The sequence below is a fragment of the Paenibacillus sp. UNC496MF genome, from assembly GCF_900113915.1.
Lineage (GTDB): Bacteria > Bacillota > Bacilli > Paenibacillales > Paenibacillaceae > Paenibacillus_Z > Paenibacillus_Z artemisiicola.
On the sequence record NZ_FORE01000007.1, the window covers coordinates 340,367 to 363,890 of the forward strand.

Below are 23,524 nucleotides of genomic sequence, written 5' to 3' on the forward strand. Positions count from 1 at the left end.
TTGTATTACTTCAATAAAAAATGCCGGGCAGCTTTAGAAGGTGGGACCCTCAAAGACCCCCGCGACCCGCATGACACAGGCACTCAGAAACACCGGGATGCACGAGAGGAGGTACGGCATGGATATTTTGAAACGAATTTCGGAGTACAAGGCGGAAAGCGAGAAGCTGACTTGGCAAGGCTCTTTCAAGGATTACATCGAGTTGCTGAAGCAGGATCCAACTCCAGCCATGACTGCGCATGCTCGTGTCTATGAAATGATTGAGTCGTTTGGGGTGGTGGACGACGGTTCGCACAAGAAATACAAGTTTTTCGAACAAGAAATATTCGGCTTGGATCGTGCCGTCGAGAAACTGGTAGAGGAATATTTCCATTCATCGGCTCGCCGGTTGGATGTGCGCAAACGGATTTTGCTGCTCATGGGACCCGTCAGCGGGGGCAAATCCACCATCGTCACCATGCTCAAACGGGGACTCGAGCAGTTCTCGCGTACTCCAAAAGGCGCCGTCTATGCCATTAAGGGCTGCCCGATGCACGAAGAACCGCTGCATCTCATTCCGAACGAGCTTCGCCCGGAGGCGGAGCGCGAGCTTGGCGTTCGCATCGAGGGCAACTTGTGCCCGTCCTGCCAGATGCGGCTCAAGACGGAATTCGGCGGCGAAATCGAGAACGTCCAGGTCGAACGCGTGCTCGTCTCCGAAGAAAACCGCGTCGGCATCGGCACGTTCAGCCCCTCCGATCCGAAATCGCAGGATATCGCCGACCTGACCGGCAGCATCGACTTCTCGACCATCACGGAGTTCGGCTCCGAATCGGACCCGCGGGCCTACCGGTTCGACGGCGAGCTGAACAAGGCGAACCGCGGCCTGATGGAATTTCAGGAGATGCTGAAGTGCGACGAGAAGTTTCTGTGGAACCTGCTCTCGCTGACGCAGGAGGGCAATTTCAAGGCGGGCCGCTTCGCGCTGATCTCGGCGGATGAGCTCATCGTCGCGCATACGAACGAAACGGAGTACAAATCGTTCATCGCCAACAAGAAGAACGAGGCGCTCCAATCGCGGATGATCGTCATGCCGATCCCCTACAATCTCAAAGTATCCGAGGAAGAGAAAATCTACAATAAACTGATCGGCCAGAGCGACATGAAGCACATCCATATCGCGCCGCATTCCTTGCGGTCGGCCGCGATTTTCTCGATCCTGACCCGGCTCAAGGAGACGAAGAAGCAGGGCATGGACCTCGTCAAGAAGATGCGCATGTACGACGGCGAGGAAGTAGAGGGCTACAAGGAAGCCGACCTCAAGGAGATGCAGAGCGAATACATCGAAGAGGGCATGTCGGGCATCGACCCGCGCTACGTCATCAACCGGATTTCGAGCGCCCTCATCAAGCAGGACCTCTCGTGCATCAACGCGCTCGACGTGCTGCGCGCCCTCAAGGACGGCCTGGACCAGCACCCGTCCATCACGAAGGAAGAACGCGAACGGTACTTGAACTTCATCTCGGTCGCGCGCAAAGAATACGACGGCCTGGCGAAGAAGGAAGTGCAGAAGGCGTTCGTTTATTCCTTCGAAGAGTCGGCGCGGACGCTGTTCGAGAACTACCTCGACAACATCGAGTCGTACTGCAACTGGACGAAAATCAAGGATCCGCTGACGGGCGAGGAAATGGATCCGGATGAGCGCCTCATGCGGTCCATCGAAGAGCAAATCGGCGTATCCGAGAACGCGAAGAAGGCGTTCCGCGAAGAGATTCTGATCCGCATCTCGTCGTACTCCCGCAAGGGCAAGAAGTTCGACTACTTCAGCCACGACCGGCTGCGCGAAGCGATCGAGAAGAAGCTGTTCACGGACTTGAAGGACATCGTCAAGATTACGACGTCGACCAAGACGCCGGACGAGAAGCAGCTGAAACGGATCAACGAGGTGACGAAGCGGCTGATCGACGAGCACGGCTACTGCCCGGTTTGCTCGAACGAGCTGCTCCGGTACGTGGGCAGCCTGCTCAACCGTTAATCCGCCGACTTGCTCGGACACGGAATCGGAAACCGCAGCATGCGTTGCAGCATGCTGCGGTTTTGTGTTATCCGGGTCAGGAAGGTGAAAATGCCGGTCCGGCTATGTTAAAATAGGAACACGGAACGAGAACGCATGTTCCTATTAAAGCGAAGGAGTGTGGGGGAATGAAGCTGCTGCTGCAAAACGAGGAAGGCGCGCCGCGCTGGATCGCCGTCGAGGACATTCGCTTGATCGCGCCGACGCCGAACGGGCCCGCGTTCACGATGAGCGACGGAACCGTGTACCGTTACGCCCAGACGATGGAGGAGCTTGACCGGATGTTCGGCCTGTACGGGTTCGCGCGGCTCGACCGCAACGTGATCGCCAACGTGGAGGCGGCGGAGCGGTACGATCCGGAGCTGAGAAAGGTGTTCTTCGGCCAGCCGGAGGGCGGCGAAGGGGAGGCGCTGTACGCGACGGTATCGGGGACGAACGCGCCCAAGGTCAAGCATCTGACCGCGCGCGAATACCGGAGCGGCTACGACGTTTGCGGTGCGGCGTAGATGTTAATATTATGTTATATAAGTTGACATATAATTCGGGATTGGATATGATTTAGATACCGAAAACGAAGGGGACCCGGCGATATCATTCGGAAAACCGAAATACCTCACATTATTCGATAGAATTGGACAACTGACGGCTTTGGAGGCGGAAATCATGTCGATGGCGATGCAATCGCAATTCCACGCTTACGATCCACAATCGTTTTACGACGAGATGTTCGAACGGGACCTGACCGTGCGCCCCCACTACGAAGGCGTCCATCGAACCTTCGCCCGCATGAAGCCGCCGGAGCTCGCAGCCCGGCATGCCGCGATACAGCAGCGGATGCTGGAGGAAGGCATCACCTTTACGCTTTACGCCCAGAACCAGCGCGAGCCGCTCGAGCGGACCATCCCGTTCGACTATATCCCGCGCATCATCCCGAGGCACGAATGGGAACACATCGAGCGGGGGATGAAGCAGCGCGTGTCGGCGCTGAACGCGTTCCTGCGCGACGTCTATCACGGGCAGGCGATCGTGCGCGACGGGATTATCCCGCGGGGGATGATCGTCGGGAACAAGTATTTCCGGCCGGAGATGGCCGGGCTCGAAGTGCCGCGACAGGTGTACATGACGGCATCGGGCATCGATTTGATCCGCGACGAGCAGGGCCGGTATTACGTGCTGGAGGACAATCTCCGGACGCCGTCGGGATTCTCCTACCTGTATAAGGGACGGAGCCTGATGAGCGAGCTGTTCTCCGACTTGTACCTGTCCAGCGCCGTGGCGGACATCGAACGCAGCTTGAACGTGTTCCTCCGTTCGCTCCGCAGCCTCGCTCCGTCCGGGAAACGCGATCCGCTGATCGTGCTCCTGACCCCGGGAGCATACAACTCCGCTTACTTCGAGCATGCCTTCCTCGCGCAGCAGATGGGTATCCATCTGGTGGAGGGCCGGGATTTGGTATACCGGGACCACAACATCTATCTGCGCGGCCTCGGCGGCTTGCGCCAGGTCGACGTCATCTACCGCCGCCTCGACGACGATTATTTGGACCCGCTGGCTTTCCAGTCGGACTCGCTGCTCGGCGTGCCGGGGCTCATGAACGCCTACCGCGCCGGCAACGTCGCCATCGCGAACGCGCCGGGCACCGGGGTGGCGGACGATAAAGCAATCTATGCGTACGTTCCGGAAATGATTCGCTATTATTTGCATGAAGAACCGATTCTGCACAACGTGCCGACGTACATTCTTTCCCGGCCGGAGGACCGCGACTACGCGCTCGCGCATCTGGACCAGCTCGTCGTGAAGGAGACGTCGCTCTCCGGCGGGTACGGCATGCTGATCGGGCCGGCCGCGACGCGCAAGGACATCGACGCGTTCGCGGACGCCATTCGCCGCGATCCGGGCCGCTACATCGCCCAGACGACGATGCGGCTGTCGCGGGCTCCGGTCATGATCGGCGGCGCGATGCAGCCGCGGCATATCGACCTGCGCGTGTTCGTGCTGGACGACGGCTCGGAGACGCACGTCATTCCCGGCGGGCTGACCCGCGTCGCGCTGCAGGAAGGCTCGCTCGTCGTCAACTCCTCGCAGGGCGGCGGCGTGAAGGATACCTGGGTGCTGAGCCGCTAAGGATGAAGAAGGAGGGATGAACGAATGCTCAACCGTAACGCGGAAGCTTTGTTTTGGATCGGCCGGTACATGGAGCGCGCGGAGAATCACGCCCGGCTGATCGATGTCCATTTTCACCTGCAGGACGAAGACGCGCCGTCCGTTCCGCGTGACGGGGCCGACGGCGTGCCCCCGGCGCTGTGCAAGTGGGGGCGGATCGTCGACGCGCTGGGCAGCCGCGCGGCTTACGAGCAGCAGTACGGCGGCGCCTACAACGAGCAGGACGTCGTGCGCTACGTCACGCTGGACCGCGATCACGCGAATTCGCTGGTGACGTGCGTCAACCACGCCCGGGACAACGTCCGGACGCTGCGGGAGAAGCTGCCGAGCGAGCTGTGGGACGTGGCGAACGGGTTCTATCTGTGGCTGCGCGAGAAGCAGGCCGGGGACCCGGCAAGGGAGTCGCCGCATCAGTTTTTCGGGCGGATCAAGGAATGGACGGCGCTGTTCTGCGGGGTGACCCAGTCCGTCATGCCGCGCGAGAACGAATGGCATTTCATCGAATGCGGCCGGTATCTGGAGCGGACCGAAAACACGCTGCGGATCATTCAATCCGCCATTGCGGCAAGCGCCTCGGCGGCGGAAGCGGGGGACGGCTGCGAGCTGTACCCGTACCTGCAGGCGGTGCTCCGCTCCGTGAGCGGCTACCAGCCGTTCCGGCGCCACTACGCGGACGGGGTGTCGGCGGACGCGATCATCGAGTTCCTCGTCCTGAACGAAGCGTTCCCGCGCTCCGTGCAGTTCTCGCTCGACGCGCTGGACGAGAATCTGCGCGGCATCGAGCTGCAGGAGAAGCAGCTGCGCGCCGCGCACGACCGGATCGTCCGCCAGGTGGCGAAGCTGAAGGCGGAGCTCGCCTGCCTGGAGCGGGAGGACCTGGGGCTCGACCGCGAAGGCGCCGTGACCGGACGTTTGCTCCAGGCGGCGGGGCAGCTGGGCACCGCGTTCGCCCACACCTTTTTTCGCGTCGGGGAGGCCACCGCATGAAGCTGCATATCTCGCATACGACGCAGTACACGTACAAGGACGCGGTCGGGGACAGTGTCAATGAAGTGCGGCTGACGCCGTTCACGAACGAGCAGCAGTCCTGCTATCAGCATGCGATCTCCGTCGAACCGAACGCGCCGCTGTTCAGCTACGACGATTATTTCGGCAACCGCGTGCACGCGTTCTCGGTCAACCGCCAGCACCGGAAGCTGACGATCCGCTCGACGATGACGGTCGTCACGCGGGAAGCCTTCAAGCCGCAGCTCGGCAAGGACGGCCTGCCGCCGAAGGACGCGTGGCGGTGGCTCGCGGGCGAGAAGGCGGCCAACCGCTTCGCCGAGTTCCTGCTGCCCACCGCGTACACGGACGTCACGCCCGAGGTGGCCGCCTTCGCGGACGCGACGATCCGGCGGCAGCCGGACAGCGGCGACGGCGCGGAACGGCTCGGCGTGTACAGCTGGCTGCTCGCCCTCTCGAACAAGATCCGCAGCGAATTCGTCTACGATCCGGACGCGACGAACGTCCATACGATCGCGGGCGACATGCTGCGGCGGCGGCGCGGGGTGTGCCAGGATTTCGCCCACCTGATGATCGCGGCGTGCCGGTCGAAGGGCGTGCCGGCGCGCTATGTCAGCGGCTATCATTTCGTCGGCGACCTGCAGGGCGGAAGCGCGGACTTCGAGCAGGCGTCCCACGCGTGGGTCGAGGCGTACGTGCCGGGTCTCGGCTGGTGCGGCTTCGACCCGACGAACGACGCGCTGGTCGGCGAGCGTTACGTCAAGCTGGGCCACGGCAGGGACTACAAGGACATCGTCCCCGTCAAAGGCGTCTATATGGGCACGAGCGAAGCCGTGCTGGAAGTGACGGTCGACGTGAAGCGGGCCGATGAGTAAGCGGCGGCGGTGCCCGGGATTCGGGCATGCCGAACGCAGGCAGGTTGAATTAAACGTCCGGTTCGGCGGAGGCCGAGGCGGGCGTTTTTTTTGGTTTTGGGAAGTTAGCGCGACGGGGAGGGGCGGAAGCCGCCAGCGCCTGCGCGCAGCGCAAAACGCCCGTCCCGGGCATTCCGGGACGGGCGTTTCCGTAACTTCAACTGTCGGCCTCGCGGCGCATCCGATCAAATAAACTTTCGGCTCGTCTTCTTCCCGTCGCAGCTGAACACGATCCGTTTATCCTCCACGATCGTCTCGAGATGAACCGATTTGCCCCACAGGTGGACGACGTAGGGCAGCGTCTTCTCGACGTACTTGAGGTCCAGCTCCACCCCTTCGTACCGGTGGAACAGGTACAGCTCGCCGACGCGGTTGAAGTCGCCGTCCGTGACGACGATGCTCGGGAAGCCCCCGTTTACCCGCGAGAACACGAGCTGGTCGCGGACGGACTCCCACGCTTTTTCGGTGATTTTCCACTCCGCGCCTTTCTTCTCGAACACGTACAGATCCAGGTCGTTCACGAGCTTCTTCGTCAAGTAATTGCGGAGGAAGGAGATGTCGGAGTCGAATTCGCGGACCTCGAACATCTTTTCCCGGCCCAAGCCCGGCTTGCGTCCCATCCGGTCCCGTTCTTCCTGCGTCGGGTTGTCCCAGCGCTTCTCGATGTCCTCGAAAATTTTCAGGCCGAGGTAGTAGGGGTTCAGCGAATGCCGGGACGGCTGCACGACCGACGAGTTCAGATGGGCGAATTCGATCGTCTCCTCGCTCGTCAGATCCAGCTCCCGGATGATTCGCTGATGCCAGTACGACGCCCAGCCTTCGTTCATGATTTTCGTCTCGATCTGCGGCCAGAAGTACAGCATCTCGTCGCGCAGCATCGACATGACGTCGCGCTGCCAGTCCTGCAGGTTCGGGGAATATTCCTCGATGAACCAGATCAGGTCCTTCTCCGGCCGGGGCGGGAATTTCTTCGTCTCCGCGCTCGTTTTCGCCTCGGCGGCGGCCGCTTCCTTCTCTTCTTCGTCGAGCCCCCACAGGTCGTCGTACTGCGATTGCCGCTGCGGCTTCACGCTCTGATTCTCCTTGTTCAGCAGCTCGATGTACTGGGCTTTGTCCAGCTTGTACGGCCGGATGAGGGTGGAATCGACATGCTCCTGGATGGCGAGCACCGCGTCGATGAATTTCTCGACTTCTTCGGTGCCGTATTCCATCTCGTACTGGCTGACGCGCTCCGCGGTCGCGGACATGCTCTCGACCATGTTGCGGTTCGTCATGCTGAAGCGGGCGTTGTTCTTGAAGAAGTCGCAGTGGGCCAGCACGTGCGCGACGATGAGCTTGTTCTGGATGAGCGAGTTGCCGTCGAGCAGGAACGCGTAGCACGGATTGGAGTTGATGACGAGCTCGTAAATTTTGCTGAGGCCGAGGTCGTACTGCATCTTCATCTTATTGAACGTCTTGCCGAAGCTCCAATGACTGAAGCGCGTCGGCATGCCGTAGGCGCCGAACGTATAAATAATGTCCGCCGGACAGATTTCATACCGCATCGGATAGAAGTCAAGACCGAATCCTTGCGCGATTTCGGTGATTTCGTCAATGGCTCGTTCGAGCGCTTTGATCTCGTCCTGATGCACGTTCGCTTCCCCCTCGCAACGCGAATTGTGTTTCATAGCTATATGTATGGGAAGGGGGGAAACGATATGTCCCGCCGCCGCGGTTCCGCTAAAATTGTAGTCCGCGCGATCTCATGGTGGTCGTCAGCCTCATCCGCGCCATGGCCGGCGAGACCGCGATCAACAGCAAGCGGGGGCACGGCACGGTCTGCGAGATCGGGTGCCGGCTCTGCGAGGTTTAAGCCAAACGAACACCCCCCGCCGAATCCGGCGGGGGGTGTCTGGGTATCGTGGATTTTCGGGATAGCCGTCGGTTACGGACCGACCGGCGGGAGCTGCGTGACGTAGCTGTCGGAAAGCTGCAGCAGCTTGAGCGACCGCGTATACTGGTCCTCCGTGGTCGGGACGGCCGCCGCGGCGTTGCCGTGCAGCGGATGGTTCGTGCCGTCCTTGAACGTCGTGCCGGGGATGAACATTTGAGTGTCCGTGATGAGCGAGCCCGTCGGCAGGTAATACCGCTCCGGCAGCAGGTTGGACGGCTGATTCAGCAAGTCTTGGCCGAAGTGAATATGGTCCTGCAGCGAGATGCCGAGCAGGTTGGCGACGGTCGGCATGATATCCGATTGGCCGCCGGTTTCCTTCAGCTCCATCGGCGTCGTAACGCCCGGCGACGAGATGATGAGCGGGATGTTGATCATGTCCGAGTTCGCGTACTCGCGCCCGTAAATGTCCTTCATCAGCTTCTTCTCGTCGCTGTTCAACGAATAGATCGGGAGGCCGAGGTGGTCGCCGTAGATGACGAACACGCTGTTGTCCCAAATGCCGCGCTTCTTCAAATCGTCGATGAACAGGCCGAGCGCGTAGTCGGCGTAGTTCTGGGCGCGGATGTAATCCCCGACGAACGTCCCCTCGTATTCCGGAGGCAGCGTGATCTTGTACTTCCGCGGCGGGATGGAAAACGGATGGTGGGACGACATCGTGATCAGCTGCGAGTAGAACGGGCCGTTCTTCTGCATCGCGTCCAGCTGTTCGGCCGTCTTCTTATAGAGCACCTCGTCGGAAGGGCCGAAGAAGACCGCATCGTCGTGGCCGAACCAGTTTTGGTCGTAATACTTCTCGAAGCCGAGCGCCTTGTACAGGTCGCTGCGGTTCCAAAACTCCACGTAATTCGTATGGAACGTGGCCGTCTGGTAGCCGTTCGCCTGCAGCAGCTTCGGCAGGCTCGGCAGCGCGTGGTTCGTATAGACGACGGACGCGGCGCCGGCCGGCGGCGTGTAGAAGGACGTGTTGACGACGAACTCGGCGTCGGACGTATTGCCTTGGCCGACCTGCTGGTAGAAGTTCGAGAAGTAGATATGCTCCTTCGCCAGCTTGTTCATGTTCGGCGTCACTTCCTGTCCGCCGATTTCGAGGCCGATCAGAAAATTTTGGAACGCTTCCATTTGCACGATGATCAGGTTCTTGCCTTTGGCGGCTCCCCGGTATTTCGGTTCCGCCGGTTCCGTGATGCCCTTCTCTTGGTCGATCGCGGCCTGCGTAATCTCGCTCATCGGAATCGTCGGCTGCTTCGGGTCGGAGAACAGCGTGTACACCTCGTAATTGAGAATGCCCATGTCTTCGGCCTTCACGATTTCGTTCATGCTGGCGCGGTTCGGCAGGATATTGAACAGGCACAGCGCGAGCGAGACGATGAAGAGGGCCGATACCACGGCTTTGTTGAGCGGCAACTGGCTCATCCGCTTCCAGTCGACGAGCCGTTTGCGCCGCGCCAGCAGGGCGACCAACACGACGATATCGAGAAAGATGAACAAATAATAAGGCGCGAGAAGCGAGAAGACGCTGCTCTTGACGGCGGTGACCTGGTTGATCTGCTCCAGCGCGTGGTACGTCACGATGATGCCGAAATACTTGTAATACATAATGACGGCGAAAAAGATGGCGGTTACAAGCAAGTTGACGGTCACGTAATAGACGAGCTTGCGCTTGGAGGCGAACCATTCGATCAGGCAGAACAGCAGCCAGAAGAACGGCATTTCGGTCATCAGCAGCGTCCATGACGGTCCGCCGTCGAAAATGACGAAGTAAGCGAGCATGCTTTTAAGCACTAGAATGAGCGTAAAGAAGACGAACGGACGAACCTGAGACATCCGCCTGAATGACCATGCGGGCATGAAAATATCCTTCCTTTCAACGCGCGTACTGCAAATCCCATAACGTTCATTATGCTCCCTTTGCCAACGGTTTGTCAAAATGGCAAATCGGCGAAATCCTGGCGCCGTTCCCATGGTATACTGGAGCTAAACCATGACCCCCGAGAGGATAGCCGACCCGTGACGACCGCACTCAAAGCCAGATTGGAATCCTTCAAGCTGGGCCTCGGACCGAGAGCCTGGCACAATTTCCGCATCGATGCGGGCGCTTCCGTATTGTTCAGCTTCTTCAACGTCGTCTTCAATCAATTCTATCTTCCGATGGCGATCCAGCAGGGGGCGTCCAACCTGCAGGTCGGCATCATATCGGCCGCCCCGGCCGTCGGGCTGCTCTTCTCGCCGCTCTGGGCGGCGTTCATCGAGCGGTCGGACCCGAAGCCGTTCGTCGTCATCCCGAACTTGATCGCGCGGGCGCTCATCGTGCTGCCGGCGTTCTTCGGCGTGCCGCTTGCGTACGTGGGGGCCGCGCTGCTGTTCCAAATGCTGATGGGCATCCAATCGCCCGGCTACGCGGCGCTCGTCATCCGGATGTATCCGCCCGAAACCCGCGGCCGGCTGATGGGCAACACGCGCGTCATCATGGGCGGGCTCATGATTCCCGTGGCGTTCCTCATCGGCCGGTGGACCGACGCCGCCGGCCCGTCCGGCCCGCTGCTGTTCGCCGCCGCGACCGGCGTGGCGTCGATCCTCGTCTTCGCGCGCGTCAAGGCGCGGAAGGCCGCGCCGCCGAAGCTGCTCGGCGCGAAACGGTTCAACTTCCGCGAGCAGCTGCAGCTCGTCAAGCAGAACCGCGAGATCGCGGTGTTCTTCCTCGCCTGCACCTTCACCGGCTTCGGCAACATATTGGCCGTGCCGCTGTACAACATCATGCAGGTGGACCGGCTCGAGCTGTCCAACACGCAGATCGGGATCGCGCGCGCCGTCTACTACGTCTGCCTGCTGTCCGCCTACTTCGTCACCGGCCGCGTCATCGACAAGCTGTCCCCGAAGCATACGGTCGCGTTCGGCCTCGCGGCGTTCAGCATCGTGCCGTTCTGCTATGCGCTGCTCGGCAATTACGGCGCCGTGCTGCTCGGCAGCGGCATCCAGGGCCTGGGCGATGCCATCTGGGACATCGGCTTCCTCGCCTATATGTTCCGGCTCGCCCCGGGGCGCGAGGCCATCGTCGTCGGGCTCCATTTCATGCTGTTCGGCTTCCGGGGCACGGCCGGCCCGCTGCTCAGCACCTACTTGGCGGACTCGGTGCCGCTGCCCTACCTGCTCGTCGGCGCCGGCGTCTGCGGCCTGCTCGGGCTGACGGCGTTTCTGGCGTATAACCGCGGAACGCTGGGGGTTCGCGGACGCTCCGCATCCCTGTAAACGCGAAGAAGCCTCCCGCGCCGCCGGACGAAATCCGGGGCGGGAGGCTTCTTATATGGTGCATTCGAATAGGATGCATTCGAACGGCTCAGACGGCGACCTCGCGCTTGCGGAAGAACGATTTCAGCGCGTTGTACACTTCGCCTTTTTCCTTGATGACGTAATGCATGAAGTTCGGCAGATTAATATGCTTGTAAGCCGACATGAGCGTGCTGGAGCGGTTGTACTGGTTCACTTCGCCGTAGCCGAACAGGTTGGCGCGCTTCAGCAGCTCGCCGATCAGCTTGACGCAGCGCTCGTTGTCGCTCGTCAGGTTGTCGCCGTCGGAGAAGTGGAAGGGGTAGATGTTGTATTTCGAAGGCGGATACCGGCTGTCGATAATGTCGAGCGCTTTAATGTAAGCGGAAGAGCAGATCGTGCCGCCGCTTTCGCCGCGGGTGAAGAATTCCTCCTCCGTCACTTCCTTCGCCTCGGTATGATGCGCGATGAAGACGATCTCCACGTGCTCGTATTGATGCCGGAGGAAGCGCGTCATCCAGAAGAAGAAGCTGCGCGCGACGTACTTCTCGAAGCTGCCCATGCTGCCGCTCGTATCCATCATCGCCAGAATGACGGCGTTGGACTGCGGCTTCACGATCTCTTCCCACGTCTTGTAGCGCAGGTCGTCCGGGGAGATGCCGTGGATGCCCGGCGCGCCGCTTGTCGCATTGCGCTTCAGGTTTTCGAGGATGGTCCGCTTCTTGTCGATGTTGGACATGATGCCTTTCTTGCGGATGTCGTTGAACCGGATTTCCTTCGTTTCCAGCTGGTCGCGGTCCTTCTGCTTCAGGAAGGGCAGCTCCAATTCTTCGAAGAGCATCGTCTCGAGCTCCGCGAGGCTGATTTCCGCTTCGACGATGTCGTCGCCGGGCTGATCGCCGGCGTTTTCGCCTTTGCCGCCCTTTTGCGCGGAAGCGGGATCGACGCCGAGCACGTCGCCGACCTGGCTGTCGCCGTCGCCTTGGCCGACGTGCTTGTTTTTGTTGAAATTATAGACGAACCGGAATTCGTCGAGACTGCGGATGGGCACTTTGATGACATGCTTGCCGTCCGACATGATGATGTTTTCCTCGGAGACCAGGTCGGGCAAGTTTTGCTTGATCGCTTCGCGTACCTTTTGTTGGTGTCTGGCTTGATCTTGATGTCCCTTCCGGTGCAGCGACCAGTCCTCACGCGACACGGTATACAGCGTTCCGTTGTCCTCTGCCATGCGTAGACACCTCCATGACCAAATGCTTGTTGTTATTCATTGTATTCAGGACGCCGCGCGATATGTGAAGCAAAATGCCCATGGGGAAGCGCCCGATTGACCCGCGGCGCCGGATGGCGGCGCGAAAAAGACCGCGGTCCATGAAGGACGCGGTCTCCCGGCAAGCCGTCTCGCGGATTACGAAGCGGTTCCGCCCAGGGCGAGCCCGAGCACGATCAAGCCGAAGAAGCCGACCGGCAGCAGCGCGCTGACGATGATGCCGATGATCGGGAACGTCTTGGTTTTGTTTTTGGAGCAGGCGCCGACGATGCCGAGGATCAGGCCGACGAGGCTGCCGGCGAAGGAGACGAGCATGAGCAGGCCCGCCACGAGAACGGGCATGACGGCGTTCACGTCGCTGAACCGGGTTTCCAGGTCGGCGCGCAGCTGATTGTAGTTGCTCTCGTTCCCGAACTGGTCCATAATAAAGGTTGTCGTCATGACGATGGCCACGGCGAAGACGATCAGGCTGAGCAGCCCGATGACGAACGAAGCGATGCCCAGCTTGGATTGGGTTTTCTTCGGCGCGCCCTCGTCCGGATCGGGCGGGTACCCATAGGGCGATTGGCCGCGGTCTGCGTGATAGTCATTCAAGGGGATCTCTCCTCCGTGTCGTTCGATATCGTACATTTTATCTTATTTTACAAACCTTGGAAAGAGAAAGGGCGGATACGCGAGGATGTTTAACAAATACGGGGCTTACGGGGCGATTCACGCCCTGCTCGCCGTCGCGCTGGGCGCCTTCGGGGCGCACGGGCTGAAGGCGAAATTGTCGGAGGAAATGCTGAACGTCTTCGAAACGGGCGTCCGTTACCATATGTTTCACGCCATCGGCCTGCTGCTCCTCGCTCTGGCCGCGGACCGGATCGGCCGAAGCAACAACGCGATCCGCTGGGCCGCGCGGCTGATGCACCTCGGCATCTTCCTCTTCTCGGGCAGCCTGTACGCGCTCAGCCTGTCGGACGTGAAGTGGCTCGGCATCATTACGCCGTTCGGCGGCCTGGCGTTCATCGCCGCGTGGGGACTCGCCGCGTATTCCATCTGGAGAGCGAAGGGCAGCGAGTAAGCGTACGGGACGAAGCCTATTCGGTCCCGCATCGCCTGATACGACGAACAGCGGTACAGCCTGCAGCCGCGAACGGACATCGACCGCCAAAAGAGCCGCACCGCCTATCCCAGGCGGCGCGGCTCTTTTGGCGTTGGCGTTAATTCATCTCGTCGATCTCGTTCAGGCCGAACGTGTAGACCTGCTTCTCGTCCACGTGGTACACCGTCAGCGACTGCGCGGCCTCGTCCAGCTTGATGACCCGGCACGGCATGTTCAGCTTCGCGCCCGCGCCCTTGTTGACGCTGATCCGGATCAGCGCATTGCTCGCGATGCTGTCCGCGATCCGCCGCATGACGGGCGATCCCATCGGCGAGGGCTCCGGCGGCCGCGCGCCGGATTCGGCCGGGACGGGAATGGGCTTCGGCTCGGCCTGGGCTTCCAAGGCCGCGATCAGGCGGCCCAGCTCCGCGCCGGAATTGATCCGGTAGTCGGCGAAGCCGGCCTCGTTCAGCAGGCGCAGCAGCCGTTCCAGCGCCTTGGCGGCGGACTCGCTTTCGACAAGCAGATCGACGTTGAACAGATGCGCGTTCGGCCGTTCGGCGCGTTGATTCATTGGATTCATTCGACCAATCTCCGTTTAGTTCGATAGTAACCCCATCATACCACTAAAGACCCGGGTTATGTAGTCCTAATTGCGAAACGGATCGGGCCCCGATCGAAGGCGCGACGATCGTGCAAATCGCCAACACTCCGCGCCCCGGACCCGCATATAGTGAAGAAGCGATTCAGGAAGGCAATGCTGGTGCATCGCGGGAGGAGGTGGCTCGGATGATGCGAATGGTACCTATTCCGCTTGCGGACGGCAGCACGGCGCTCGGCGTCGAAGTGCTTCTGCCGAAGACGACGCTGCTCGCCGTGACGACGGATAAAGGCTACATCATGTGCGGCGCGCTCGACGTCGCGCTGCTGAACGACCGGTTGAAGGACCGGGGCATTATCGCCGGCCGTGCGGTCGGCGTCAGGACGCTGGAGGAATTGATGGAAGCGCCGCTCGAATCGGTAACGGGGAAAGCGGAATCGCTCGGCATTACGGTCGGCATGAAAGGGGCGGACGCCCTGCTCTTGATGGTATAGATCACCGCGACGACGGACGCGGACGCAAGAAAGAAGGCAGCCCGGCACGATGGTTCATCGTGCCGGGCTGCCTTTCTTGCGTTCGTGCGAATCACGCGTTGTCGAACAGCTTCTTGAGATTGACGTCGAACGGGGGGCGAACGATGCCTTTCTCGGTGATGATCGCGGTCACGTACTCGTGCGGCGTCACGTCGAACGCGGGATTGAACACTTTCACGCCCGCCGGCGCCGTGCGCTTGCCGAATCCTTCCGTAATCTCTTCCGCGCTGCGTTCTTCGATCGGAATTTGGTCGCCGGACGGCGTGTTCAGATCGATCGTCGACAGCGGGCAGGCGACGTAGAACGGAATGTTATGCGCCTTGGCGAGCACGGCCACGCTGTACGTGCCGATCTTGTTGGCGACGTCGCCGTTGGCCGCGACGCGGTCCGTGCCGACGATGACGGCGTCGACCCAGCCCTTGCTCATGACCATGCCGGCCATGTTGTCGCAGATCAGCGTCACGTCGACGCCGGCCTGCTGCAGCTCGAACGCGGTCAGCCGCGCGCCCTGCAGCACCGGGCGCGTCTCGTCCGCGAAGACGCGAAGCGCGATGCCCTGCTCCTGCGCGAGATAGAACGGCGCGAGCGCCGTGCCGTATTTCGCAGTCGCGAGCCCGCCGGCATTGCAGTGGGTCAGAACGCCCATGCCGTCCGCGAACAGCGTCAGCGCGTGCTCGCCGATGAGGCGGTTCGTCGCTTCGTCCTCGCTCTGGATGGCGATCGCTTCCTGCAGCAGCGCGTCCTTGCCGGACGCGAGATCGGCGTCCGACGCGGCGAGCGCTTCGGCGCGCGCCTTCATGCGGTCGAGCGCCCAGAACAGATTAACGGCCGTCGGGCGCGACGTTGCGAGGTAGGCGGCCGCGTCGCGCACCGCCTGGAGCCAGGCGGGCTTGTCCCCGTCGGTTTCGCGGCTGCCGAGCACGACGCCGTACGCGGCGGCGATGCCGATCGCCGGCGCGCCGCGGACCTTCAGGTGCCGGATCGCCTCCCAGACGTCTTCTTTGGAGACGAGCGGCAAATAAACGATTTTTTCGGGCAGCAGCCGCTGGTCGAGCAGATCGAGCCGCGATCCGGACCAGATGACGGATTGCAAGCCTTGGTAAGCCGTGGATTCGGTCATGTCGTTCATCCTTTCCTTATGCCTTCGCCGCCGACGAAGCCGATTGAACGGCGGCAATCACCTGATGGATGGAAGCCGCGCCGCGGTTGAGCTTGATCAGCGATTTGCCGATGCGCAGGGCGAGCCGTTGGGCGCGCTCGCGCGCCGACGCGTCCTCGAGCTTGTCGATGTCGGCGACGTGCGCCAAGCCGACGACGCGGCGCACCATCTTGCAGCCGGCGAAACCGACCGTATCCTGCAGCAGGCGGCGCATGTAGGCTTCCTTGTAGCCCGGCGCGGCGTTCGCCAGCCGGTCGACGCCGTGCTCGTTCCAGAGCGCGAGGAATTTCTCCTCGAACTGGGTCCAGATGTCCGCGACGGTCTCGAGCAGGTAGTCGCGGTACCGCTCGCGCTCCGCGTCGGACTTGTCCCAGCCTTCGCGGGAAGCGTAGTTCAGCAGCAGATTCGCCAGCACCGCGCCGATATCGAAGCCCATCGGGCCGTAGTACGCGAACTCGGGATCGATGACCTTCGTCGATTCCGGCGTGATGAAGATGCTGCCCGTGTGCAGGTCGCCGTGGAGCAGCGCCTGCGCGTGCGTCAGAAACTTCTCGCGGAGCAGGGCGACCTCCAGATGCAGTTCCCCGTCGCTCCAGAGCGCCTGCGCTTCGTCGCGGATGGCTTCTTCGAAGCTGTTGGTGTCGGCGTCGCGGTACGGATCGTCGAAGATCAGGTCTTCCGTGATTTTGCACAGCTCGGGATTGGTGAAGCTGCGGGCGAGCAGCTTCTTGTCCTGCTGGTTGTGCCCGAGGTCGCTCGTGAAGAACAGCGTCCGCGCCAAGAACGTCGAGATATGGCCGGCGAAGAGGGGATAGCGGCTGCCTTTCATCAAGCCTTGGCGCATGATGACGTGGTCGCTCAGGTCTTCCATGACCGTCAGCGCGAGCTCCGCGTCGTACAGGTACACCGCCGGCACAAGGCCCGGCGCCAGCTTGCCTTCCAGGATGAGCGCTTCGCTCTCGATGCGCGCGCGGTCGAGCGTGAGCGGCCACGACTCGCCGACGACCTTGGCGTAAGGCAGCGCCTGCTTCAGGATGATGCTGCGTCCCGCGGCGGGATCTGCGATGCGAAAGACGAGATTCAGATTGCCGTCCCCGATTTCGCGGCAAGCCAGCTGCGCGCCCGGCTCGAAGACGCCGTCCAGCTTGCGGGCGATTTCAACCGCTTCGGTTTCGTTTAAAGGATGATAAGCAGACATGAACTGTCCACCTCCGGATCGTTAGAGTGGGAGAGAAGTCCCGTCGCGTCGACGTTCGGACCCCAAATATATATAGTATAGCGAAATTTTTTTCGCGTTGGAATACCCGCCTTTGTTATAATGATTCTAAACAGACCGAAACGAGGGTGAATCGAGCAGATGAACGGCCTAACGCGAGGCGCGGCGGAGAACGCCGCGATGGAGAATGCGGCTGCCGAGCATGCGGCGGCGGAACACACGGCAGCCGATACAAACGAACCGGAGCCGTACGTAGCGCTCAAGGAATGGGCGGTCGCGGTCAAGGCGCTTGCCGAGGGCAAGCAGATCATGGTGCTCCGCAAAGGCGGCATCGCGGAGGAGACGCGGGATTTCCGGTTGAAATCGACGCGGTTCTTCCTGCTTCCCGCCTACGAGCACCAGAGGCCGGGGCTGCTGAAGGAAGCGTACCGGGACGACCTGAAGGCGGCGCTGGACGGCTGGACGCCGGGATCGCCGACGGTGGAGATCGCCGCTTACGCCGAGGCCGCGGACGACATCGAAATCTTCGATCAGGAGACGGTGGACCGTTTGGCGAATTATCATATCTGGACGGATACATTTACCGAAGAGCGTCTAAAATGGAAAAGGAAGCAGCCGCTTCATCTGCTGCTCCTGCGCGTGTACCGGCTGGAGCGGCCCGTGCCGCTGCCGATGCGGGACGCGTATGCGGGCTGCAAATCGTGGGTCGGCCTGGAGGATTTTCCGGAAGGTCTCCGCGGGCAAGCGGTGCTGAGCGACGCGGAATTCGCCCGGCGCGCGGCGGAGATCCGCGCGGCGATCGCCCGTTAGCGGGGTGCCCGGATCCCTTGCGGGGACTAGGGCCGATTGCTTTATAAGCGCTCATATACTAATATATAATTGAGAATCAGTGAGAATCAGTTTAGAGTGATTACTAAAGAGGAATTGTTTCAATATGAAACAACGGACTTTCGGAGGGAGCAGCATACCATGGCAACACATTTCAAGATCGACGGCCTGAAGGCCGCCATCGAAGGCAAAGATATTTTGAAAGGCATCAACCTTGAAATCAAGGGCGGTGAAGTCCATGCCATCATGGGGCCGAACGGTACCGGCAAGAGCACGCTGGCGTCGGCGCTCATGGGTCATCCCAAATACGAAGTAACGGACGGCGAAGTCGAACTGGACGGCGAGAACCTGCTGGAAATGGCTGTCGACGAGCGCGCCCGCGCGGGCCTGTTCCTCGCGATGCAGTATCCGAGCGAAATCACCGGCGTCACGAACTCCGACTTCCTGCGCAGCGCCATCAACGCCCGCCGCGAGGAAGGCAAGGAAATCTCGCTCATTAAGTTCATCCGCCAGATGGAAGGCAAGATGAAGGAGCTCGAAATGAATCCCGAGTTCGCGCACCGCTACCTGAACGAAGGCTTCTCCGGCGGCGAGAAGAAGCGGAACGAAATCCTGCAAATGATGATGCTGGATCCGAAAATCGTCGTTCTCGACGAAATCGACTCCGGCCTCGACATCGACGCGCTCAAAATCGTCGCCAACGGCGTGAACGCGATGCGTTCCGAAGACCGCGGCTTCTTGATCATCACCCACTACCAGCGCCTGCTGAACTATATCAAGCCCGATTTCGTTCACGTCATGATGCAGGGCCGCATCGTCAAGTCCGGCGGTCCCGAGCTGGCGGAGCGTCTGGAGAACGAAGGCTACGACTGGGTCAAGGAAGAACTCGGCATCGTGGACGAAACGGTCGGACAGGTTTAATTCGGAGAGGAGTTTTTGGAAATGAGCACACAACTATCGACTCCGGTAAACCGCCAAACCGTTTCGGCATTGTCCCAAAGCAAAGGCGAGCCGGCATGGCTTGAAGAAATCAGAACGAAGGGCGCCGAGCTGGCGGAAACGCTGGAATGGCCGACGCCCGAGAAAGTCCGCATCGGCCGCTGGAACCTGACGGCCGTCGGCGCGCATAAGCCGCAGGACGCGATCGCGTCCGCGGAAGAGCTGCCCGAAGCGGTCCGCGAGCTGGCCGGACAATCCCCGGCAGGACTCGTCGTGCAGCGCAACTCCGCCAGCGTGCTTCGGCAGCTGTCGCCGGAGCTCGCGGCGAAAGGCGTCATTTTCACGGATCTCGAGACCGCGGCGCGCGAACACGGCGAACTGGTGCGGCAGTACCTGTTCCAAGCCGTGCCGCAGGACGAGAACAAGCTGACGGCGCTGCAATCGGCGATCTGGAACGGCGGAATCTTCCTGTACGTGCCGAAGAACGTCGAAGTGGAGCTTCCGCTGCAGGCGCTGCTGTACAGCGACGACGCCGAAGCGGCGTTCGCGCCGCGCGTGCTCGTCGTAGCCGACAACCACAGCCGCGTCACGTACGTCGACAACGTGGTCAGCACATACGGAGAAGCCGCGCGGCCGGTCACGAAGCCGACGATCGTCGAAGTCATCGTCAAGCCGGGCGCGCACGTCCGCTACGCGACCGTTCACAATATGGGCGACAACCTGGTCGACCTGACCGTCCGCCGCGCCGTCGTCGAGAACGACGGACGCGTCGAATGGGTCATCGGCGACCTGCATGACGGCCACACGCTGTCGGAGACGCAGTCGCTGCTCAAGGGCAACGGTTCGTCGTCCGACGCGAAGGTCATCAGCATCGGCTCCAAGTCGCAGCAGATGAGCCTGACGACCGGCGCCGTCCACTTCGGGCGGAACACGGAGAGCGACATGGTCACCCGCGCGGTCATGAAGGATCAGGCGACGGCGATCATCAACGGCGTCACGAAGATCGAGAAGGGCGCGACGAAGTCGAACGGCCAACAGACCGAGAAGGTGCTCATGCTGAGCCCGAAAGCGCGCGGCGACGCCAATCCGATCCTGCTGATCGACGAGGACGACGTCAAGGCGGGCCACGCGGCGAGCGTCGGCCAAGTCAATCCCGAGCAAGTCTACTATCTGATGTCCCGCGGCATTTCGAAAAAGGATGCGGAGCGCCTGATTATCTACGGATTCCTGACCCCGGTCGTGACGGAAATTCCGATCGACGCGGTGCGGGAACAGCTCCAGCGTCTGCTGGAAAGGAAGCTTGAAGGATGAACGTGCACGCGATCAGAGAGCAATTTCCGATCCTGCATCAACAAGTGAACGGGCATCCGCTCGTTTATCTGGACAGCGCGGCGACTTCCCAGAAGCCGCGTTCCGTCATTGATGCGGTCGTTCGCTATTACGAGCACGACAACGCCAACGTGCACCGCGGGGTCCACACCCTCGGCTCGCGCGCCACGGACGCGTACGAAGGCGCCCGCGAGAAGACGGCCAAGTTCCTGAACGCGGCCAGCCCGCAGGAAATCATCTTCACGCGCGGCACGACGACGGCGCTCAACCTCGTGGCGTCCAGCTACGCGAGAGCCGTCTGCGGCGAAGGCGACGAGATCGTCATTACGCAAATGGAGCACCACTCCAATCTCATTCCGTGGCAACAGGTCGCGAAAGCGACGGGCGCTTCGCTCAAATACATTCCGCTGCAGAAGGACGGCTCCATCCGGCTCGAGGACGTCGAAGCGACGATCACGGACCGGACGAAGGTCGTCTCGGTCATGTACGTGTCCAACGTGCTCGGCGTCGTCAATCCGATCAAGGAAATCACGGCGATCGCGCACAAGCGCGGCGCGGTCATGGTCGTCGACGGCGCTCAGAGCACGCCGCACATGAAGGTCGACGTTCGCGACCTCGACTGCGACTTCTACGCGTTCTCGGGCCACAAGATGTGCGCGCCGACCGGAATCGGCGCCCTGTACGGGAAGAAGGCGCTGCTCGAGGCGATGGAACCGGTCGAATTCGGCGGCGAGATGATCGACCACGTCGATCTGTACGACTCGACATGGAAGGAGCTGCCGTGGAAGTTCGAAGGCGGCACGCCGATCATCGCCGGGGCGGTCGGGCTCGGCGCGGCGATCGACTTCCTGAACGAGGTGGGGCTGGACAACATCCGGCGGCACGAGCACCAGCTCGCCGCCTACGCTTACGATCGTCTGAGCGCGCTCGAAGGCATCTCGATCTTCGGGCCGACGGAGAACCGCGCGGGTCTCGTGACGTTCAATCTCGAAGACGTGCACCCGCACGACGTGGCGACGGTGTTGGATACGAAGGGCATCGCCGTTCGCGCGGGCCATCACTGCTGTCAGCCGCTTATGCGTTACCTGAATGTTTCGTCGACGGCAAGAGCAAGCTTCTATCTATACAATACCGAAGAGGACGTTGATCGGCTCGTTGACGGCCTCCAGCAGACAAAGGAGTTCTTCGGTTATGGAATTGGATGATCTGTACCGCAGAGTGATCATGGATCACTACAAGAACCCGCGCAACCGCGGGAGCTTGGACGACGACTCGCTGACGATCAACCTGAACAATCCGACCTGCGGCGACCGCATCACGCTGCAGCTGCAGGTGGAAGACGACATTGTCAAGCAGGCCAAATTCACCGGCGAAGGCTGCTCCATCAGCATGTCCTCGGCTTCCATGATGACGGAGGCCGTCAAAGGCAAGACGACGGAACAAGCGCTGGCGCTGGCGGAGAAATTCTCATCCTTCATCAAAGGCGAAATCGCGGAGTTCGACGAGCTCGAGGATATCGAGGCGCTTTCCGGCGTCACGAAATTCCCGGCGCGGATCAAGTGCGCGACCCTGTCGTGGAACGCGCTGCGCAAGGGCATCGAACATCAGCAGCAATTATAACGCGCCCCGGTGCGAATCATATACGCACTACGCTGGACTTAAGAATCAGAAAGAAGGAGGCTGTAACGATGGCGAAGCAAATGCCAGATTTGGAAGAGTATAAGTATGGTTTTCGCGACGAGCACAAGGCGATTTTCGAATCCGGAAAAGGGTTGACGCCGGAAGTCGTGCGCACGATCTCGGAAATCAAGGGCGAGCCGGAGTGGATGCTGGAATTCCGGCTGAAGGCGCTGGAGCAGTTCAACAAGATGCCGATGCCGAAATGGGGCGGCAACATGGACGATCTGGATTTCGACGATATCCAGTACTACGTCCGTCCGTCCGAGAAGCAGGGCAAAACGTGGGAAGAGGTACCGGCCGAAATCAAGGAAACGTTCGACAAGCTGGGCATTCCGGAAGCGGAGCAGAAGTTCCTCGCCGGCGTATCCGCGCAGTACGAATCCGAGGTCGTCTACCACAGCATGCAGGAAGACCTGGAGAAGCAGGGCGTCATCTTCACCGACACGGACACGGCGCTTCGCGAATATCCCGAAATTTTCAAGCAATATTTCGGTACGATCATTCCGCCGTCCGACAATAAGTTCGCGGCGCTGAACAGCGCGGTGTGGTCCGGCGGCAGCTTCATCTACGTGCCGAAGGGCGTCAAATGCGAAATCCCGCTGCAGGCGTACTTCCGGATCAACTCCGAAAACATGGGCCAATTCGAACGCACGCTCATCGTGGCCGACGAAGACAGCTTCGTGCACTACGTCGAAGGCTGCACGGCGCCGATCTACAGCACGAACTCGCTGCACAGCGCGGTCGTCGAAATCCTCGTGCTGAAGAACGCGCGCTGCCGCTACACGACGATCCAGAACTGGGCGCCGAACATCTACAACCTCGTCACCAAACGCGCCGTCGCGGAAGAAAACGCGACGATGGAATGGGTCGACGGCAACATCGGCTCCAAGCTGACGATGAAATATCCGGCGGTCGTCCTGAAAGGCCGCGGCGCGAAAGGCATGGTGCTCTCCATCGCCGTCGCGGGCAAAGGCCAGCATCAGGACGCGGGCGCCAAAATGACGCACCTCGCGCCGGACACGACGTCCACGATCGTCTCCAAGTCCATCAGCAAGCACGGCGGCAAGGTGACGTACCGCGGCCTGGCGTCGTTCGGACGCAACTCCGAAGGCTCCAAAGCGAACATCAAGTGCGATACGCTCATTCTGGATAACCAGTCGACGTCGGATACGATTCCGTACAACGAAATCATGAACGACAACATCACGCTCGAGCACGAGGCGACGGTCTCCAAGGTATCCGAGGACCAGCTGTTCTACCTGATGAGCCGCGGTCTGACGGAAGCGGAAGCGACGCAAATGATCGTCATGGGCTTCATCGAGCCGTTCACGAAAGAGCTGCCGATGGAATACGCGGTCGAAATGAACCGTTTGATCAAATTCGAGATGGAAGGTTCGATCGGCTAACGAACCGCGTTCGCCGCATCGCCCCCAATCAAAAAAACTCCGGGAAGGCTTCGCTAAGAAGCTTCCCGGAGTTTTTGCGTTGCGGATCTTACGGGGATGGAGGATCGAGCAGCGTGCGTACGGAGCCGAAACCCTCGAATGAAG

21 protein-coding genes are annotated in these 23,524 nt (G+C 60.9%); 14 read left to right on the forward strand and 7 right to left on the reverse strand.

Annotation, left to right across the window (positions count from 1 at the left end; all coding sequences use genetic code 11):
* Positions 1 to 118: 118 nt before the first annotated feature.
* From BMZ79_RS13325 to BMZ79_RS13345, 5 genes are all read left to right on the forward strand, one after another.
* A complete protein-coding gene (locus BMZ79_RS13325) occupies positions 119 to 2,014 on the forward strand; it encodes a PrkA family serine protein kinase (RefSeq protein WP_090640820.1) in 1,896 nt (631 codons plus the stop codon).
* A gap of 167 nt (positions 2,015 to 2,181) precedes the next feature.
* On the forward strand, positions 2,182 to 2,559 hold the full coding sequence (locus tag BMZ79_RS13330; protein ID WP_090640821.1) for a hypothetical protein: 378 nt from the start codon (positions 2,182 to 2,184) through the stop codon (positions 2,557 to 2,559).
* 157 nt (positions 2,560 to 2,716) lie between these two features.
* A complete protein-coding gene (locus BMZ79_RS13335; protein ID WP_090640823.1) occupies positions 2,717 to 4,177 on the forward strand; it encodes a circularly permuted type 2 ATP-grasp protein in 1,461 nt (486 codons plus the stop codon).
* Between the two features lie 24 nt (positions 4,178 to 4,201).
* Positions 4,202 to 5,203 (forward strand): alpha-E domain-containing protein, encoded by a 1,002-nt coding sequence (locus BMZ79_RS13340; RefSeq protein ID WP_090640825.1) that lies wholly within the window; start codon positions 4,202 to 4,204, stop codon positions 5,201 to 5,203.
* On the forward strand, positions 5,200 to 6,096 hold the full coding sequence (locus tag BMZ79_RS13345) for a transglutaminase family protein (protein WP_090640826.1): 897 nt from the start codon (positions 5,200 to 5,202) through the stop codon (positions 6,094 to 6,096). The genes BMZ79_RS13340 and BMZ79_RS13345 overlap by 4 nt, the downstream gene beginning before the upstream one ends.
* A 224-nt stretch (positions 6,097 to 6,320) precedes the next feature.
* On the opposite strand, the gene BMZ79_RS13350 is transcribed toward BMZ79_RS13345, so the two are convergent.
* Both BMZ79_RS13350 and BMZ79_RS13355 read right to left on the reverse strand, forming a co-directional pair.
* Positions 6,321 to 7,766 (reverse strand): SpoVR family protein, encoded by a 1,446-nt coding sequence (locus tag BMZ79_RS13350; RefSeq protein ID WP_090640827.1) that lies wholly within the window; start codon positions 7,764 to 7,766, stop codon positions 6,321 to 6,323.
* A 293-nt stretch (positions 7,767 to 8,059) separates the two neighbouring features.
* Positions 8,060 to 9,892 (reverse strand): LTA synthase family protein, encoded by a 1,833-nt coding sequence (locus BMZ79_RS13355; protein WP_371263719.1) that lies wholly within the window; start codon positions 9,890 to 9,892, stop codon positions 8,060 to 8,062.
* Positions 9,893 to 10,075: 183 nt separating this feature from the next.
* Between BMZ79_RS13355 and BMZ79_RS13360 the strand changes: the two genes are divergently transcribed.
* The gene (locus tag BMZ79_RS13360; RefSeq protein ID WP_256252719.1) at positions 10,076 to 11,314 is read left to right on the forward strand and encodes an MFS transporter; all 1,239 of its coding nucleotides are present in this window, start codon (positions 10,076 to 10,078) and stop codon (positions 11,312 to 11,314) included.
* An 88-nt stretch (positions 11,315 to 11,402) separates the two neighbouring features.
* On the opposite strand, the gene yhbH is transcribed toward BMZ79_RS13360, so the two are convergent.
* Together yhbH and BMZ79_RS13370 are read right to left on the reverse strand one after the other, a co-directional pair.
* On the reverse strand, positions 11,403 to 12,563 hold the full coding sequence (gene yhbH, locus BMZ79_RS13365; protein ID WP_090640832.1) for a sporulation protein YhbH: 1,161 nt from the start codon (positions 12,561 to 12,563) through the stop codon (positions 11,403 to 11,405).
* A gap of 177 nt (positions 12,564 to 12,740) precedes the next feature.
* Positions 12,741 to 13,196 carry a hypothetical protein gene (locus tag BMZ79_RS13370; RefSeq protein ID WP_090640834.1) on the reverse strand — a complete coding sequence of 152 codons (456 nt, stop codon included), beginning with the start codon at positions 13,194 to 13,196 and terminating at the stop codon, positions 12,741 to 12,743.
* An 85-nt stretch (positions 13,197 to 13,281) separates the two neighbouring features.
* On the opposite strand from BMZ79_RS13370, the gene BMZ79_RS13375 reads away from it, so the two are divergent.
* Positions 13,282 to 13,668 (forward strand): DUF423 domain-containing protein, encoded by a 387-nt coding sequence (locus tag BMZ79_RS13375; RefSeq protein ID WP_090640835.1) that lies wholly within the window; start codon positions 13,282 to 13,284, stop codon positions 13,666 to 13,668.
* Between the two features lie 139 nt (positions 13,669 to 13,807).
* On the opposite strand, the gene BMZ79_RS13380 is transcribed toward BMZ79_RS13375, so the two are convergent.
* On the reverse strand, positions 13,808 to 14,272 hold the full coding sequence (locus BMZ79_RS13380) for a hypothetical protein (protein WP_090640837.1): 465 nt from the start codon (positions 14,270 to 14,272) through the stop codon (positions 13,808 to 13,810).
* A 206-nt stretch (positions 14,273 to 14,478) separates the two neighbouring features.
* Between BMZ79_RS13380 and BMZ79_RS13385 the strand changes: the two genes are divergently transcribed.
* Complete coding sequence (locus tag BMZ79_RS13385) at positions 14,479 to 14,784, forward strand: YunC family protein (RefSeq protein WP_090640838.1); 306 nt, start codon at positions 14,479 to 14,481, stop codon at positions 14,782 to 14,784.
* Positions 14,785 to 14,875: 91 nt separating this feature from the next.
* Here the strand turns inward: BMZ79_RS13385 and mtnA are convergent, their stop codons facing one another.
* The gene (gene mtnA / locus BMZ79_RS13390) at positions 14,876 to 15,943 is read right to left on the reverse strand and encodes an S-methyl-5-thioribose-1-phosphate isomerase (RefSeq protein WP_090641028.1); all 1,068 of its coding nucleotides are present in this window, start codon (positions 15,941 to 15,943) and stop codon (positions 14,876 to 14,878) included.
* Between the two features lie 16 nt (positions 15,944 to 15,959).
* The gene (gene mtnK / locus BMZ79_RS13395; protein WP_090640840.1) at positions 15,960 to 17,180 is read right to left on the reverse strand and encodes an S-methyl-5-thioribose kinase; all 1,221 of its coding nucleotides are present in this window, start codon (positions 17,178 to 17,180) and stop codon (positions 15,960 to 15,962) included.
* A gap of 159 nt (positions 17,181 to 17,339) precedes the next feature.
* On the opposite strand from mtnK, the gene BMZ79_RS13400 reads away from it, so the two are divergent.
* The 6 genes from BMZ79_RS13400 (at position 17,340) to sufB (ending at position 23,380) form a co-directional block, all read left to right on the forward strand.
* Positions 17,340 to 18,008, forward strand: a complete 669-nt coding sequence (locus BMZ79_RS13400; RefSeq protein ID WP_256252720.1) for a DUF1802 family protein — start codon at positions 17,340 to 17,342, stop codon at positions 18,006 to 18,008.
* A gap of 159 nt (positions 18,009 to 18,167) precedes the next feature.
* Positions 18,168 to 18,947, forward strand: a complete 780-nt coding sequence (gene sufC, locus BMZ79_RS13405) for a Fe-S cluster assembly ATPase SufC (RefSeq protein ID WP_090640841.1) — start codon at positions 18,168 to 18,170, stop codon at positions 18,945 to 18,947.
* A gap of 21 nt (positions 18,948 to 18,968) precedes the next feature.
* Complete coding sequence (sufD, locus tag BMZ79_RS13410; RefSeq protein WP_090640843.1) at positions 18,969 to 20,276, forward strand: Fe-S cluster assembly protein SufD; 1,308 nt, start codon at positions 18,969 to 18,971, stop codon at positions 20,274 to 20,276.
* Complete coding sequence (locus BMZ79_RS13415; RefSeq protein ID WP_090640844.1) at positions 20,273 to 21,499, forward strand: cysteine desulfurase; 1,227 nt, start codon at positions 20,273 to 20,275, stop codon at positions 21,497 to 21,499. The genes sufD and BMZ79_RS13415 overlap by 4 nt, the downstream gene beginning before the upstream one ends.
* Entirely contained in the window at positions 21,486 to 21,914 is a 429-nt protein-coding gene (sufU, locus tag BMZ79_RS13420; RefSeq protein ID WP_090640846.1) for a Fe-S cluster assembly sulfur transfer protein SufU, read from the forward strand. Before BMZ79_RS13415 ends, sufU begins: the two co-directional genes overlap by 14 nt.
* Positions 21,915 to 21,982: 68 nt before the next feature.
* On the forward strand, positions 21,983 to 23,380 hold the full coding sequence (gene sufB / locus BMZ79_RS13425) for a Fe-S cluster assembly protein SufB (RefSeq protein ID WP_090640847.1): 1,398 nt from the start codon (positions 21,983 to 21,985) through the stop codon (positions 23,378 to 23,380).
* Positions 23,381 to 23,524 lie beyond the last annotated feature (144 nt).